13 protein-coding genes are annotated in these 13,631 nt (G+C 71.8%); 6 read left to right on the top strand and 7 right to left on the bottom strand.

All coding sequences use genetic code 11. The features are described 5' to 3' along the window. Positions 1 to 30: 30 nt before the first annotated feature. Together ACZ6QO_RS16340 and mce are read right to left on the bottom strand one after the other, a co-directional pair. Positions 31 to 1,317: a DivIVA domain-containing protein gene (locus tag ACZ6QO_RS16340; protein ID WP_465851417.1), complete on the bottom strand. Its 1,287-nt coding sequence runs from the start codon at positions 1,315 to 1,317 to the stop codon at positions 31 to 33. 279 nt (positions 1,318 to 1,596) lie between these two features. Then, the gene (mce, locus tag ACZ6QO_RS16335; protein WP_465851415.1) at positions 1,597 to 2,025 is read right to left on the bottom strand and encodes a methylmalonyl-CoA epimerase; all 429 of its coding nucleotides are present in this window, start codon (positions 2,023 to 2,025) and stop codon (positions 1,597 to 1,599) included. A gap of 189 nt (positions 2,026 to 2,214) precedes the next feature. Here mce and ACZ6QO_RS16330 point away from each other — a divergent pair, with 189 nt between their 5' ends. Further along, the gene (locus ACZ6QO_RS16330; protein WP_465851617.1) at positions 2,215 to 3,402 is read left to right on the top strand and encodes an acetyl-CoA C-acetyltransferase; all 1,188 of its coding nucleotides are present in this window, start codon (positions 2,215 to 2,217) and stop codon (positions 3,400 to 3,402) included. A 271-nt stretch (positions 3,403 to 3,673) separates the two neighbouring features. Here the strand turns inward: ACZ6QO_RS16330 and ACZ6QO_RS16325 are convergent, their stop codons facing one another. Continuing rightward, on the bottom strand, positions 3,674 to 4,162 hold the full coding sequence (locus ACZ6QO_RS16325; protein WP_465851413.1) for a MarR family winged helix-turn-helix transcriptional regulator: 489 nt from the start codon (positions 4,160 to 4,162) through the stop codon (positions 3,674 to 3,676). A 108-nt stretch (positions 4,163 to 4,270) separates the two neighbouring features. Here ACZ6QO_RS16325 and ACZ6QO_RS16320 point away from each other — a divergent pair, with 108 nt between their 5' ends. Together ACZ6QO_RS16320 and ACZ6QO_RS16315 are read left to right on the top strand one after the other, a co-directional pair. Beyond that, positions 4,271 to 5,104 (top strand): alpha/beta fold hydrolase, encoded by an 834-nt coding sequence (locus tag ACZ6QO_RS16320; RefSeq protein WP_465851411.1) that lies wholly within the window; start codon positions 4,271 to 4,273, stop codon positions 5,102 to 5,104. A 114-nt stretch (positions 5,105 to 5,218) separates the two neighbouring features. Continuing rightward, on the top strand, positions 5,219 to 6,331 hold the full coding sequence (locus ACZ6QO_RS16315; RefSeq protein ID WP_465851410.1) for a CapA family protein: 1,113 nt from the start codon (positions 5,219 to 5,221) through the stop codon (positions 6,329 to 6,331). Between the two features lie 46 nt (positions 6,332 to 6,377). On the opposite strand, the gene ACZ6QO_RS16310 is transcribed toward ACZ6QO_RS16315, so the two are convergent. After that, positions 6,378 to 6,605 carry a hypothetical protein gene (locus ACZ6QO_RS16310; protein ID WP_465851408.1) on the bottom strand — a complete coding sequence of 76 codons (228 nt, stop codon included), beginning with the start codon at positions 6,603 to 6,605 and terminating at the stop codon, positions 6,378 to 6,380. Between the two features lie 179 nt (positions 6,606 to 6,784). Between ACZ6QO_RS16310 and ACZ6QO_RS16305 the strand changes: the two genes are divergently transcribed. Then, on the top strand, positions 6,785 to 7,966 hold the full coding sequence (locus ACZ6QO_RS16305; RefSeq protein ID WP_465851406.1) for a sensor histidine kinase: 1,182 nt from the start codon (positions 6,785 to 6,787) through the stop codon (positions 7,964 to 7,966). Beyond that, entirely contained in the window at positions 7,963 to 8,649 is a 687-nt protein-coding gene (locus ACZ6QO_RS16300) for a response regulator (RefSeq protein ID WP_465851404.1), read from the top strand. Before ACZ6QO_RS16305 ends, ACZ6QO_RS16300 begins: the two co-directional genes overlap by 4 nt. A gap of 7 nt (positions 8,650 to 8,656) precedes the next feature. Here the strand turns inward: ACZ6QO_RS16300 and ACZ6QO_RS16295 are convergent, their stop codons facing one another. After that, positions 8,657 to 9,343 carry a DUF4230 domain-containing protein gene (locus tag ACZ6QO_RS16295; RefSeq protein ID WP_465851402.1) on the bottom strand — a complete coding sequence of 229 codons (687 nt, stop codon included), beginning with the start codon at positions 9,341 to 9,343 and terminating at the stop codon, positions 8,657 to 8,659. A gap of 31 nt (positions 9,344 to 9,374) precedes the next feature. Further along, positions 9,375 to 10,871 (bottom strand): hypothetical protein, encoded by a 1,497-nt coding sequence (locus ACZ6QO_RS16290; RefSeq protein WP_465851400.1) that lies wholly within the window; start codon positions 10,869 to 10,871, stop codon positions 9,375 to 9,377. 355 nt (positions 10,872 to 11,226) lie between these two features. Here ACZ6QO_RS16290 and ACZ6QO_RS16285 point away from each other — a divergent pair, with 355 nt between their 5' ends. Then, complete coding sequence (locus ACZ6QO_RS16285) at positions 11,227 to 11,859, top strand: MarR family winged helix-turn-helix transcriptional regulator (protein WP_465851615.1); 633 nt, start codon at positions 11,227 to 11,229, stop codon at positions 11,857 to 11,859. 26 nt (positions 11,860 to 11,885) lie between these two features. On the opposite strand, the gene ACZ6QO_RS16280 is transcribed toward ACZ6QO_RS16285, so the two are convergent. Next, positions 11,886 to 13,604, bottom strand: coding sequence for a S8 family serine peptidase (locus tag ACZ6QO_RS16280; RefSeq protein ID WP_465851398.1), 1,719 nt, complete (start codon positions 13,602 to 13,604; stop codon positions 11,886 to 11,888). Positions 13,605 to 13,631 lie beyond the last annotated feature (27 nt).

The following is a 13,631-nucleotide window of genomic DNA, read 5'->3' as shown; positions in this document are numbered from 1 at the left end:
CTGCGCTCGGCGGATCTCAGGGGGTGAGGCTTACTCCTGCCACCACTCGGAGTCGTCCTCGGCGGGGGCGGCGGCGCGCTGCGGAGCGGGGGCGGGCTTCTCGCTCACGCTGGGCGTCGCGGCCAGTGCCGGCTTCGGCGCGGGCGCGGCGACCGCCGGGGCCTCGTCCATGCCCGGCAGGGCGGCGCCGCCGAGGAGCTGGCGGAGCTGGGCGAGGTGGCTGGTGATGCTGTCGCGCTGGCGGGTCAGCTCGTCGACCTGGCGCTGGGCGAGAGTCCTGTTGCGCTCGGCCTCGGACTTGGCCTCCGACACGATGGAGTCGGCGCTGGCCTTGGCCTCGGCGACCATCTGGTCGGCGTTCTTGCGGGCGTTGGCGAGCAGCTGCTTGGCGTGGGTGTCGGCCTCGCGGCGGGTCTGCTCGGCCTGCTGGGTGGCCTTGCTGGCGCGCTGCTCGGCGGTGGCGGCCCGCTGCTCGGCTTCGGCGACCATCTTCTGGGTGTTGGCCTGGGCGGTGGCGTGGCGCTCGGCCTCCAGGCGCTCGGCCTCCTCGCGGCGGGCGGCGAGCTGGATCTCGAACTCGGCCTCGTCCTGGGCGCGCTTGGCCTCGGACTCCTCAAGGACGCGCTGAGCCTGGGCGCGCATCTCGTCGGCCTGGCGCTTGGCGGTGGTGAGGACCTCGTCACGCTCGCGCTTGGTGGAGGCGCGAAGCTGCGCCACCTCGCGCTCGGTGGTGGTGCGAAGCTTGGCGATCTCGCGCTCGGCGTCGGCGCGCTTCTCGGCGACCTCGTGGTCGGCCGTCGCGCGGAGCTTGGAGACCTCGCGCTCGGTGGTCGAGGTCAGCTCGTCGGCCTCGCGCTTGGCGGTCGAGCGGATCTCCTCGGCCTCCCGCTCGGCCATGGTGCGCATCTCGTCGGTCTCGCGGGTGGCCAGCGCGCGCTTCTCGGCCGCCTCGTGCTCGGCGGCCGCCCGGACGTCCGCCGCGTCGACCTTCGCCGCGGCCTTGATCTCGTTGGCCTCGGCCCTCGCGGCCTGGACGAGCTCGGTGGCCTGCTCCTCCGCGAGACGCAGCAACTGCTCGATGCGGGCGCCGAGACCGGAGTAGGTCGGGCGCTCCTGCTCCTGCAGCTGCCGCTGTGAGTCGGACAGCTCACGCTGCAACGCGGAGAGCTGCTCACGGGTCTGCCGCAGGTCGGTGTCGAGCTGCTTGAGGTGGTCGTGCACCTGGTGCCGGTCGTAGCCACGGAGAACCACGTCGAATTCCCGCGTGGGTGCGTCTTCAAAGAAATTGTTCAGCTGGGCGTCGATGTCGGACTGCATGAGGCTCGATCCTGGGTTGTCGAGACGGCTACACGGGCCGGACGGGGGGCGGACATCCGATGCCGGGGGCCGGTGCCTGCAGGCGTGCGCGCCCGGGCACTCGCTCGCAGGGGCGCGCTGTCGCTCGCGCCCCTAGTGTCCTCGTGCCCCGGCTCGCCCGTCCATGGCGGGTCCACGTACCGGATGGTAGGCCAGCGTACTCCGGTGTTGCCGAATTGGAGGTCCCGTCCGACTTTCTGCGCGACTTGTTACGAATAAGCCATTGTTAAGTTTCGTCAGCTAGGACGGACGAGGAGGGGACTCGACCAGCTCTGTCAAGACTCCTCCCACATCTTTCGGATGAAGAAACGCGATTGAGGTGCCCATTGCGCCGTGCCGCGGGTGCAGATCGATCAAACGCACCCCCGCGCCGCCGATCGCCTCCAGGGCTCTGGTGACATCGCTCACACCGTAGGCGACGTGGTGGACGCCCTCACCCCGCTTGGCCAGGAACTTGCCGACCGGCGTGTCGGCGTGCAGCGGCTCGAGCAGCTGGATGTAGGAGCCGCCGCCCTCGCCGTCCGCCACGTGCAACATGGCCTCTTTCACCCCCTGCTCTTCGTTGACCTCCCGGCTGACGACCGTCACCCCGAAGGTCGACTCGTAGAACGCGATCTTCTCGTCGAGATTCTCGCAGGCTATGCCCACGTGGTCGATTCTCAGCAGCATTGCGTGTCCTCCATCGGTGACCGGCGGCGAGGGCCGGAACGTCCCCGCGAGCCGTCCCCGGGCCGCGCGGGCGCGCTCGGGGCCGGACCTCGTTGGGGTCGTGCGGTGCGTCGTAGGTATGGTGGCAAAGTCGCCGAAGACCCCATCATGGAGGCCCTGGTGTCCAGTTCTTCCGCCACCCCGTCCGGCATGTCGCGATCGGTCATCGTGGCCGGGGCGCGCACGCCCATCGGCCGCCTGCTCGGCGCGCTGTCCGGCCTGTCCGCCGTGGAGCTGGGCGGCCTGGCGATCAAGGCGGCTCTGGAACGCTCCGGGGTGGCGCCTGAGCAGGTCGAGTACGTGATCATGGGTCAGGTGCTGCAGGCCGGCGCCGGCCAGATCCCGTCGCGGCAGGCGGCCGTGAAGGCGGGCATCCCGATGAGCGTGCCCTCGCTGACGATCAACAAGGTGTGCCTGTCCGGCATGGACGCCATCGCGCTGGCCGACCAGCTCATCCGGGCCGGCGAGTTCGACATCGTGGTCGCCGGCGGCATGGAGTCGATGACCAACGCCCCGCACCTGCTTCCCGGGCTGCGCAAGGGCGTCAAGTACGGCGGCGCCGGCATCCTCGACTCGATGGCGTTCGACGGGCTCACGGACGTGTTCGACCAGGTGTCGATGGGGGAGTCCACCGAACGGCACAACACCCGGCTCGGCATCGGGCGGGAGGAGCAGGACGCCTTCTCGGCCCGGTCCCACCAGCTCGCGGCGGCCGCCGCCAAGGACGGCACCTTCGACGACGAGATCGTCCCGGTGAGCCTGCCCCAGCGCAAGGGCGACCCCCTGGTCGTCTCCGCGGACGAGGGCGTGCGGGGCGACACCACCGTGGAGACGCTGGCCCGGCTGCGTCCGGCGTTCACGAAGGACGGCACGATCACGGCCGGTTCGGCGTCCCAGATCTCCGACGGCGCCTGCGCGGTCGTGGTCATGTCCAGGGCCAAGGCCGAGGAGCTCGGCCTGACCTGGCTCGCCGAGATCGGCGCCCACGGCAACGTCGCGGGCCCTGACAACTCCTTGCAGTCGCAGCCGGCCAACGCCATTCGCCACGCGCTCGGCAAGCAAGGGCTGGCCGTGGAGGACCTCGACCTGATCGAGATCAACGAGGCGTTCGCGGCGGTCGTGCTCCAGTCGGCCAAGGAGCTCGGTGTGCCGGAGGAGAAGGTCAACGTCAACGGCGGCGGCATCGCGCTCGGCCACCCGATCGGGGCCTCGGGCGCGCGCATCGTCCTGTCCCTGGCCCATGAGCTGCGGCGCCGGGGCGGCGGTACGGGAGCGGCCGGTCTGTGCGGCGGAGGGGGCCAGGGCGACGCCCTGATCATCACCGTTCCCGCCTCGTGATCGCGGCTGGAGGCTTCACGGGCCTCCGGTGATTCTCCGATCGCCCGGCCGTGATTGTTTGCGGGCAGGCGTCGAAAGTTTCGGCGGTTCTCAATGGTTCCCGGGCCGCCCGGCCGCGATGGTCTTTATGGCGTTCCGCAGGGTTTGTGAATAACGCAGTCAAGTCCGGCGGGCAGGGGCGCGCATTGGCGCGGGCCGGGCGGCCGCGCCTTCCTGGCGGCATCCCGTGGGCCGGCGGACGCGCCTGCTTCGCGGCGCCGGTGGCCGGTGGCTACGCCTTCTTGGCGGCGTACGCGTTCGCGGACGCCGCGACCTCGCGCAGGATGCGCTGAAGGGCGCCGACGGTGGCGCCGTCGATGCCCACGGCCTCCTGGATGGCGCCGGGGATGTGGCGCGCCTCGGCGCGCAGGGCGCGGCCGTCGTCGGTGAGCGCCAGCTCGACCGCGCGCTCGTCGTCGGCCCTGCGCCGCCTGGTCAGCAGGCCGCGGGCCTCCAGGCGCTTGAGCAGCGGCGAGACGGTGTTGTAGTCGAGCTGCAGATGCTCGACCACGTCGCGGATGGTGCTGCCGTCCCGCTGCCACAGCACCACCATGACCAGATATTGCGGGTAGGTGAGGCCGAGGGGGTCGAGCAGCGGGCGGTAGACGGCCGTGAGGCTGCGCGAGGCGGCGTACAGGTCGAAGCACAGCAGTTCAGCCAAGGGGCCGGAGGCGGTGGCCGGCGGGGCGGAGCCCGCTGTGCTCGGTGTGCCTGGTGTCATGAACCGAGCTTACGGCAAGTCCAACGTCCCCGATTGGCTCGTGCGCGATGTAATCGTGTACGGTTCGATCGCAAGCCGGACGAAGCGCCGCTTTCTGGAAGGAAGATCATGTCGTACGTCACCGTGGGCACCGAGAACTCCACCCCGATCGAGCTCTACTACGAGGACCATGGCTCCGGGCAGCCGGTCGTGCTGATCCACGGCTACCCGCTCGACGGACACTCCTGGGAGAAGCAGACCGCCGCGCTGCTCAAGGCCGGCTACCGCGTCATCACCTACGACCGCCGGGGCTTCGGCCGGTCCAGCCAGCCGACCACCGGCTACGACTACGACACCTTCGCCACCGACCTCGACACCCTGCTGCGGGTGCTGGACCTGCGCGATGTGGTGCTCGTCGGGTTCTCGATGGGCACCGGCGAGGTCGGCCGCTACCTGGGCAAGTACGGGTCGTCACGGGTGAGCAAGGCCGCCTTCCTCGCCTCGCTGGAGCCGTTCCTGCTCAAGACCGACGACAACCCGACCGGCGTCGACCAGTCGGTCTTCGACGGCATCCTCGCCGCCGTGACCGCCGACCGGTACGCCTACTTCGACGCCTTCTACGCGGACTTCTACAACACCGACGAGAACCTCGGCTCCCGGCTCAGCGAGGCCGCGCTGAAGGCGAGCTGGAACGTCGCCGCCGGCGCGTCGGCGTACGCCTCGGCAGCCTGCGTGCCCACCTGGCTCACCGACTTCCGCGCCGACATCCCCGCCGTGGACGTGCCGGCCCTGATCCTGCACGGCACCGCCGACCGCATCCTGCCCATCGACGCCACCGCCCGGCCCTTCCACCGGCTGCTCCCGCAGGCCACCTACGTGGAGATCGAGGGCGCCCCGCACGGCCTGCTGTGGACGCACGCCGACGAGGTGACCGAGGCCCTGCTGGCCTTCCTCAAGAGCTGACCGGGCCGCTTCGCACAAGACGGTCCGTCTCGCCCCGCCACGCGTCCGTCTCCCCGGCGCGTCCGTCCGCCCGGTGCGCGAAGCGCCTTTATGTGGCGCGGCTAGCATGAAGACATGCGACGTCGATCTCTGACGTTGTTCCTCTGCGGTGACGTGATGCTCGGCCGGGGCGTCGACCAGATCCTCGACCACCCCGGTGACCCCGAGCTGCGGGAGGCGTGCGTCCGGGACGCGCGCGACTACGTCCGGCTGGCCGAGGCGGTCAACGGCCCGGTGCCCCGCCCCGCGGGCGATCGCTGGCCGTGGGGGGACGCCCTGGCGGTCCTTGAGGAGTCCGCGCCCGACGTCCGCGTCGTGAACCTGGAGACCAGCGTCACGCGCGCCGGCGACTTCTGGCCCGGCAAGGCCGTCCACTACCGGATGAACCCCGCCAACCTGCCGTGCCTCGCCGCCGCCCGCCCCGACGTCTGCGCGCTGGCCAACAACCACGTGATGGACTTCGGCCGCCGGGGCCTGGAAGAGACGCTGGACGTCCTGAGCGGCGCGGGGTTCCGCACCGCCGGGGCCGGGCGGGAGGCGGGCGAGGCCCGGCGGCCCGTGGTCCTCACCCCGGACGGCGGCGGCCGGGTGCTGGTCTTCTCGTGCGGCATGGAGTCCAGCGGCATCCCCGAGGACTGGGGGGCGACCGCCGACCGGCCGGGCGTCGACCTGGTACCCGAGCCGGCGCGCGCCGGCGCGGCCGAGATCGCCGCCCGGGTGCGCCGGGTCAAGGGCCCCGGCGACCTGGTGGTCGTGTCGCTGCATTGGGGCTCCAACTGGGGCTACTACGTTCCTCCCGCGCAGCGGCGCTTCGCGCACGCGCTGGTCGACGCGGGCGTGGACGTCGTGCACGGGCACTCCTCGCACCACCCGCGTCCGGTGGAGGTGTACCGGGACCGGCTCGTGCTGTACGGCTGCGGCGACCTCATCGACGACTACGAGGGCATCAGCGGCTACGAGCGCTACCGGGACGACCTGAGACTGCTGTACCTGGCGTCGCTGGACCCGGCCACCGGAAGCCTGCTCGGCCTCACCATGATCCCCATGCGGGCCCGCCGCATGCGCCTCGGCCGCGCCTGCGACGAGGACGCCGAGTGGCTCAGGGCCGTCCTCGACCAAGAGGGGCACGGCTTCGGCGCCGGCGTGGACCGCGCCCCGGACGGCGCGCTCGTCCTGCGCCGCCGATGACCCCGTCCCGCCCGTCCGCCACGCCGGACAGGACGCGGGGCGCCGCTCAGCGTGGACGGGGAGCGGCGGCCAGGATGACGATGCCGCCGAACGCGGCCAGCACCAGGTTGGCGTACAGCTCGTAGCCGGTCAGGAAGCTCAGCCGAGGGACGATGACGCGGTTGAAGAAGTTGAGGAAGATCCCGAAGAAGGGCTGCACGGCGATGCGGTCGATGGCCCCGCTGACGCCCTCGGCAACCAGGATCAGGCCGAGGATCTGCATGTTTCTCCGCATGGCCGAACGCTAGGCGCCCGCCCGGCCGTCCGGCATCGGCCATGCGGATCGCGGTGTCCGACGCTCGTCGCGCCGGCCCGCGGCCGTCCACGACGAAAGTCTCTCCTACCCCGACTTACGTATCGTCCAGGCATCTCCGGCAGGCGAGGCACCCGCGTCCCGCCGTAGGCTCGCGGCAGATGAACGGACCCGCCACCGCCACCGCCTCCCTCGACCGGCGGCCATTGCGCGACGCGCTCGCGGACATCGCCGCCTTCCTGCTGGCGGCGGCCTTCGGCGTTCTCACCGCGACCGAGCGCCTCGACTCCGTCATGCCCTCGCCGGAGTGGCTGTTCGGCCTCGACCAGGTCATCGGCGCGCTGGGCTGCGCGTCGCTGTGGCTGCGCCGCCGGTGGCCGGTGGGGCTCGCGCTCGTGCTGATCGCCCTGTCGGCGTGGTCGGAGATGGTGGCGGGCGCGATGCTGGTGGCGCTGTTCACCGTCGCCGTCCACCGGCCTCCGCGCGTCTCGGGAGCCGTGTTCGCGGTCAGCCTGGTGTCCGCGCTCGTCTACACCTTCCTGCGCCCCGAACCCGAGATGCCCTTCCCGCTGTTGTTCCTGTTCGGCTTCAGCATCCAGGGCGCGGTGATGGGGTGGGGGCTGTTCGTCCACCAGCGGCGCCGTCTGGTGCTGTCGCTGCGCGACCGCGCCGTCCGGGCCGAGACCGAGGCCCACCTGCGCGCGCTGCAGGCCCAGCACCAGGCGCGCGAGGCGATCGCCCGCGAGATCCACGACGTGCTCGGCCACCGGCTGTCGCTGCTGAGCGTGCACGCCGGAGCGCTGGAGTACCACCCGGGCGCGTCACCCGAGGACATCGCACGGGCGGTCAAGGTGATCCGCGAGAGCGCCCACCAGGCGTTGCAGGACCTGCGCGAGGTCATCGGCGTGCTGCGGGCCCCGGTGGGCGAGCTGCCCCGGCTCGGCCTCGCCGACGTGCGGCACCTCGTCGCCGAGTCGCGCCTGGCGGGCATGCGGGTGAAGCTCGCCGAGGAGCTCGCCGGGCCGGCTCCCGACCGGGCCGGTCGCACCGCCTACCGCATCGTGCAGGAGGGCCTGACCAACGCGCGCAAGCACGCCGTGGACGCGGAGGTGCGCGTCCGCGTGGCCGGCGCTCCCGGCCGCGGCCTGGAGGTGGAGATCCGCAACGCCGTCCCCGCGCCGCTCCCGCCCGCCTCGGCGGCGTCCGCGCCCGTCGCCCCGGGAGCGGGACAGGGGCTGGTCGGGCTGGCGGAGCGGGTATCGCTGGCCGACGGGCGGCTGGAGCACGGACCCACTCCCGAAGGCGACTGGCGGCTGTGGGCCTGGCTACCGTGGCCGGCATGACTTCGACGGATTCCCTGGCGGTCCGCGTGCTCATCGCCGACGACGACCCCCTCGTGCGCGCCGGCCTGGTGATGATGCTGGGCGGCGCCCCCGACATCACCGTGGTCGGCCAGGCCGGCGACGGGGCGCAGGTGATGCCGCTGGTCGACCGGCACGCCCCCGAGGTGGTGCTGATGGACATCCGCATGCCGGTGATGGACGGACTGGCCGCCACCCGGATCCTGCGCGCGCGCCCCGTGGCGCCGGAGGTCATCGTGCTGACCACCTTCGACGCCGACGAGCACGTCCTTGGCGCGCTGCGCGCCGGAGCCGCGGGCTTCCTGCTCAAGGACACCCCGCCCGGCGAGATCGTGGCCGCCGTGCGGCAGGTGGCACGAGGGCTTCCGGTGCTGTCGCCCGAGGTGACCCGGCGCCTCATGGCCAGGGTGGCCGACTCCGGCCACGACCGGCGGCGCGCCCACGCCAGAGAGCGCCTGACGTCGCTGAACGACCGCGAACGCCAGGTCGCCCTCGCGGTCGGCCAGGGCAGGTCCAACGCCGAGATCGCCGCCGTGCTCCATCTGGGCGTCCCGACGGTCAAGACCCATGTCTCCGGCGTTCTCACCAAGCTGGGCCTGAACAACCGTGTCCAGATAGCGCTGCTCGTCCACGACGCCGGTCTGCTGGACGACGACGAGGAGTGAGCCGGGCTCAGGGCTCGTCGGTGTACTTGACGGAGACCTTGGTGAAGCCCAGCGACTTCAGCATGCCCTCCAGCATGAGCTTGGTGTTCTGATCGGCACGGTTGCGCAGATCGCTGCTCTGGGCGGCCTCGGCGATCTTCTTCTCGGCCAGCACGTACAGCTCCTGCTGGTTCTGCGGCGAGGACGAGAGCATCTCCTGCACGCGGTCGAGGAGCCCGCGCTGCTGGGCGTAGACGTAGGACTTCTTGTTGTCCAGGTTCGGCTTCTCCAGCTGCGCGCGGGGCAGCCGCACGGTGACCTCGGTGCGGTCGGCCGAGACGGTGATCGCGTCCTTGGGCAGCCGCGAGAAGTCGACGTAGGCGTCCACGGAGCCGGCCCCGACGAACAGCGTGCGCGAGCCCTTGACGGCGTCCGGCAGGAAGGGCGCGTCCTTCTCCAGGTCGACGATGACCTGGAAGTTGCCGGTGGCGGCCTGGAACCGGCTCATGTTCTGGATCGACTGCAGCAGCACCGGCTGGCTGCGGTCGATGGTGTTCTCCTGAAACGGGTTGAGGTACGACCAGGTCAGCTTCGCGCCCACGACGAGAAGCACGAGCACGGTGAGAACGCCCGCCAAGTAGCGCCAGCGGCGGGACCGGCGTGGCGCCGGTTCCGCGGCCGCCGATGTCTGGGGGGGCGACGTCTGGCGGTTCACGGCCGTTCTCCTTCCCGCGATGCGTGGTTTCTCACCTTTCCGAGGTCAGGGGCGCCCGCCCGGGAGAGGAAGGGCCCGGCATGGTCGGGTACGGCGAACCGGGAACGGGGGACTGGGCCGGATAGCGGGTGGCCGCGGTCGATCTGGACGGCGCCGGAGCGGCGCGCCCGGAGTCGCGCGACATCGGCCGCGCGGCGGCCGTGCCCGTGGTCGTGCCCGTGGCCGTGCCCGTGGTCGTGCCCGCGGCGGGGGCGGCCCAGCCGGGACCGGTCGTCGCGCCGCCCGGGACGGCCACCCCGCCGCCGCCGAAGTGCGACCCCTTCAGCCGGCAGGTGGCGAAGTCGGTGTAGAACATGCGCAGCCAGTCGCGGCGCTGGCTCTCGGTCAGCGCCGAGAACCACGTGGCGGCGGCCTGATGCCCCGGCAGCGGCCCGCTCGGCAGCGGTTCGCCGCGCAGCCAGGCGGTCACGACGGCCCGGTAGCCGTCGGCGCGGGCCTCGCCGCACGGCGCGGCCAGGTGTTCGACGAACTCCGCCGCGGCCCTGAGGGCGTACCCGGGGGTGAGGTCGTCCACGTGGATGGTCACCGCGCCGGCGGCGGCCGGGCGGACATCGTCGCGCGGGCGCTGCTCGACGCGCGAGAAGGCGGCGGGCGTGCCGGTGAGGCGGGCGGCGATCGTGGTGAACGTGGCTCCGAGCTCGGTGAGGCCGCTGCGCATGCCCGGGTGGACGCACACCGTGATCGGCCACTCCTGGCAGCTGTAGACCATGGGCTCGGTGGCGGCGACGGCCTGCGGCTCGCCGAGCACGCGGGCCATGCCCGTGCCGGCCGCGAGCACCGCCAGCAACGCCGAGGCCAGGGCGAGCGCGCGCCGGGTGACGACGGCCGTCCAGGTGAGCAGCAGCGCGGTGGTCAGCCCGAGCAGCCACAGCGACTGGTTGGCGAACGCCGCCATGCTCAGCCCCTCGAACGGGTCGTACGGCTCTGGCGTGGCGGGCGCGAGCTTGACCGCCCAGCCCGAGCCCGCGGCCAGCGATGCGAACAGCCCGTAGCTGCCGACGCCCGCCGCGAACGGGGTGAGCGTCCAGGGCGCCGCCCAGCCCGCGACCCAGCCGATCACCGCGTACAGCGACAGCCCGGCGGCGCCCACGGCGAGGCCGGTGGGCGACAGGTGACCGGCCTGCTCGGTCAGGACGGCCTTCATCGCCAGCATGGTCACGGTGGCGCCGAACGCGCCGACGACGACCACCAGGACGGCCAGCGGCGCCCTCAGCACCTGCCAGGCGCCCGGCAGCCGGTCGGGCGCGGCGCGGCGCTTGCGCACGGCCACCCACGCGGCGAACGCCGCGGCGACCGGTCCGGTCAGCCGGAGCGAGCCGATGACCGCGACGACGATGTTCTCCCATGCGGAAATGCCTGGAACCAGGACGCTCCACGCGGCGAGCAGGCCGAGCGCCAGCAGCATCCCCATCGCCACCAGCGCACTGTGCTTCAGCTCTTCGCGCGAAACGCCCCTTTGCTCAAGCACGGCTCCGCGTGCGCCGGAGAACCGGCCACGCCACCCGTGCGGTCGCACACATGCTCTTCATTTAGAACCCCCGTGCCTGGATGAGCGGCGCGTCTCGGCACCGGTGCCGGCCCCTTGGCACCCGGCGCCCGACCCAGGCTCGCCGCGCCGTACGCCCGTGTGGATCGCATGGCCGCGACCCGCGTCGTACGGCGCGGCCTTCCCCATACTTTGGGTCGGGCTTTGCCGCGCCTCACCTCTTGACATGCACACCATAACGGAGCGTGATGTTTGGCGTCCCGGTTCTTGGGTAACCCATGGAACTCAGTGACCCTGCGTCAGTGTCGGCGGCAGGCGCTAGCGTAGCGTTGTGTCCATCGGTGTACCGAAGCCGCTTAACCTGCCGTTCGACCCCATCGAGCGCGCCGCTGAGACGTGGCGCGTCCGCTTCGGGCCGTCCTCCGCCATGGCCGCCGTCACATCGATCATGAGAGCGCACCAGATCCTCCTCGGGCAACTGGACACGCTGCTCAGGCCGCATGACTTGACGTTCGCGCGCTACGAGGCGCTCGTGCTGCTGACCTTCAGCAGGACCGGCTCCCTGTCGCTGTCGCGCATCGGCGAGCGGCTCATGGTCCATCCGACGAGCGTGACCAACACCATCGACCGCCTTGAGCGCGCGGGGCTGGTCCGGCGCATGCGCAACCCCAGGGACGGGCGGGGGGTGCTGGCCGAGATCACCGACAAGGGGCGCGAGGTGGTCGGGCGGGCCACCGCCGACCTGATGGGCGCCGACTTCTGCATGACGATGTACGGCGAGGGCGACCTGGCCGAGATCTTCGGGCTGCTGCGCACCATGCGGGTGGCCGCCGGCGACTTCGCCTCCCTGGAGGAGGACGAGCCGCCGGCGGCGGGGCGGCGGGGCGCGGGGCCGGCGCGGCGCAATGGGAGGCCGGGCGAGAACCCGAAGGGGCCCGTCCCGAAGGACGGACCCCCTGGGGCCGGCTGACGCCGGGCCGGCGTGACCGCCGAGATCTATCGGCCGACGGCCCGCAGGGCGTCGACGATGCCCTTGCCGTAGAAGCCGTTGGACGCCGTGGTCCCCTCGCACACGTGGGTGGCCGTGGCGGTGGTGCCGTTCGGCAGCAGACGGGTGTAGGTGTAGGCGGGCGGGTTCGGGCAGGGCGTCTTGGTGGCGGTGCCCTTCAGGATCTTCTCGACCACGTCCGGAGAGAGCGTCTTGCCCCCGCCCCGTGTGTGGTGGCCGTACTTGCTGACGATCAGCGCCGCGACGCCGGTCGCGCGGGGCGAGGCCATCGAGGTGCCCTGCAGATACTGGTAGTACGCGCAGGTCGCGCCGGAGCAGTCCTTGACGACGTAGTTCACCGTCGGGTCGCCGTTGGCGTCGATCTCGCCGTTGGCGATCGCCAGCGACTTGGGATAGGCCGACAGCGTCGCCTTGGTGATGTCCCGGGTGTTGTCGGGGGTGTCGTAGACGTCGCCGCCGGGGGAGGCCACGTCGATGTACCCGTTGCCGTAGTCGGAGTAGTACGCCTTGCGCTTGCTGACGCCGGTGGAGGACACCGAGATCACGTGCTCGCCCTCGCTCGGCATCGAGACGCAGCTCGGCGGGATGGTGCGGGTGCGGGGCGCCTCACCGGGCACGTCGGCGAAGTCGGGGCTGCTCGCGTCGGTGACCACCTTGGTGTAGTCGCTCGCCCCGTTGCCGGCGGCGGAGATGAGCGTGACGCCGTGGCGGTGGGCGTAGTTCAGGGCCCGCTGGGTCGCCTTGATGACCGTCGCCTGCTCCATCCGGTCCTCGGGGGAGTCGGCCGGGTTGTCGACGCAGTTGAACAGCCACGGGTCGATGTAGTAGCTCATGTTGACCACGTCGACGCCGATGTCCCCGGCGTAGGTCAGTGCGTCCACGCTCGGCTGCAGGAAGAAGTAGCCGGAGTCCTGGCCGGCGCGCAGGTTCACCAACGTGACCTTGGGCGCCACGCCCGCGACGCCGAGCTTGTTGATCGGCGAGGCGATCGACGAGGCCACGTGCGTGCCGTGCCCGTCCTCGTCCACGTCGCTGGGGTCGTTACAGGACTGGTCGGCCTCTTCCTCGCAGGGGCCGTCGATCGGCTCGCCGTTGGCGTCGGAGGGGATGTCGACGGTGAAGTTACGGCTGAGGGCCTTGTCGAAGTTCGGGGCGATGTCGGGGTGCGAGCCGTCGATCCCGGTGTCGATCACGCCGACCAGCACCTTGGGGTCGCCCTGCTCGTACCTGTGCGCCTCTTCGGCGTGGATCTGCTTCATGTCCCACTGGAGGTCCGAGAGCGGCTCGGCCTTCACCGGGCGGCCGTGCCTGACGGCGCCGCGCTCGCGGCCCTCCTTCTCGACGGCCTTGGCGGTCTTGGCCGACAGGCTGGTCAGAGCCGTCCGCGCCGCGGTCTTCGGCACGCTGCCGATCACCCGGTCGCGGGCCACGCCCTCGATGGCGGCGGATCCCGCGACGGCGGAGACGAAACCGGCGTTGGCGGTCGTGACCGTGGCCAGTCCGACGGCCGCGTTCACCTTCACCACGCTGCCGCCCGCGGCCTCAATGGCCTTCTGGGCGTCCGCCGGCGCGACGCCTTCCTTGTAAAGGACGACGTATTGGGTCTCCGTCGCAGGTTCGGCCGTCGTTCGGACGGCCTGTGCCGGGAGCGCCACGGTCGCGGCGATCACGGCGGCTGCGGCGGAAACGACGATGACGCGTCTCACACCCACCTCCAAGTCAGCGGATTCATG

It is taken from the genome of Sphaerisporangium sp. NPDC049457 (assembly GCF_055586705.1).
The sequence above is the reverse complement of the archived record's forward strand: the minus strand, read 5'-3'. Positions and strand labels throughout refer to the sequence as shown.

Excerpts from the sequence above, each read along its gene's own strand:
- ACZ6QO_RS16340 (WP_465851417.1), bottom strand. The coding sequence starts at position 1,317 with ATGCAGTCCGACATCGACGCCCAGCTGAACAATTTCTTTGAAGACGCA.
- mce (WP_465851415.1), bottom strand. The coding sequence starts at position 2,025 with ATGCTGCTGAGAATCGACCACGTGGGCATAGCCTGCGAGAATCTCGAC.
- ACZ6QO_RS16330 (WP_465851617.1), top strand. The coding sequence starts at position 2,215 with ATGTCGCGATCGGTCATCGTGGCCGGGGCGCGCACGCCCATCGGCCGC.
- ACZ6QO_RS16325 (WP_465851413.1), bottom strand. The coding sequence starts at position 4,162 with ATGACACCAGGCACACCGAGCACAGCGGGCTCCGCCCCGCCGGCCACC.
- ACZ6QO_RS16320 (WP_465851411.1), top strand. The coding sequence starts at position 4,271 with ATGTCGTACGTCACCGTGGGCACCGAGAACTCCACCCCGATCGAGCTC.
- ACZ6QO_RS16315 (WP_465851410.1), top strand. The coding sequence starts at position 5,219 with ATGCGACGTCGATCTCTGACGTTGTTCCTCTGCGGTGACGTGATGCTC.
- ACZ6QO_RS16310 (WP_465851408.1), bottom strand. The coding sequence starts at position 6,605 with ATGCGGAGAAACATGCAGATCCTCGGCCTGATCCTGGTTGCCGAGGGC.
- ACZ6QO_RS16305 (WP_465851406.1), top strand. The coding sequence starts at position 6,785 with ATGAACGGACCCGCCACCGCCACCGCCTCCCTCGACCGGCGGCCATTG.
- ACZ6QO_RS16300 (WP_465851404.1), top strand. The coding sequence starts at position 7,963 with ATGACTTCGACGGATTCCCTGGCGGTCCGCGTGCTCATCGCCGACGAC.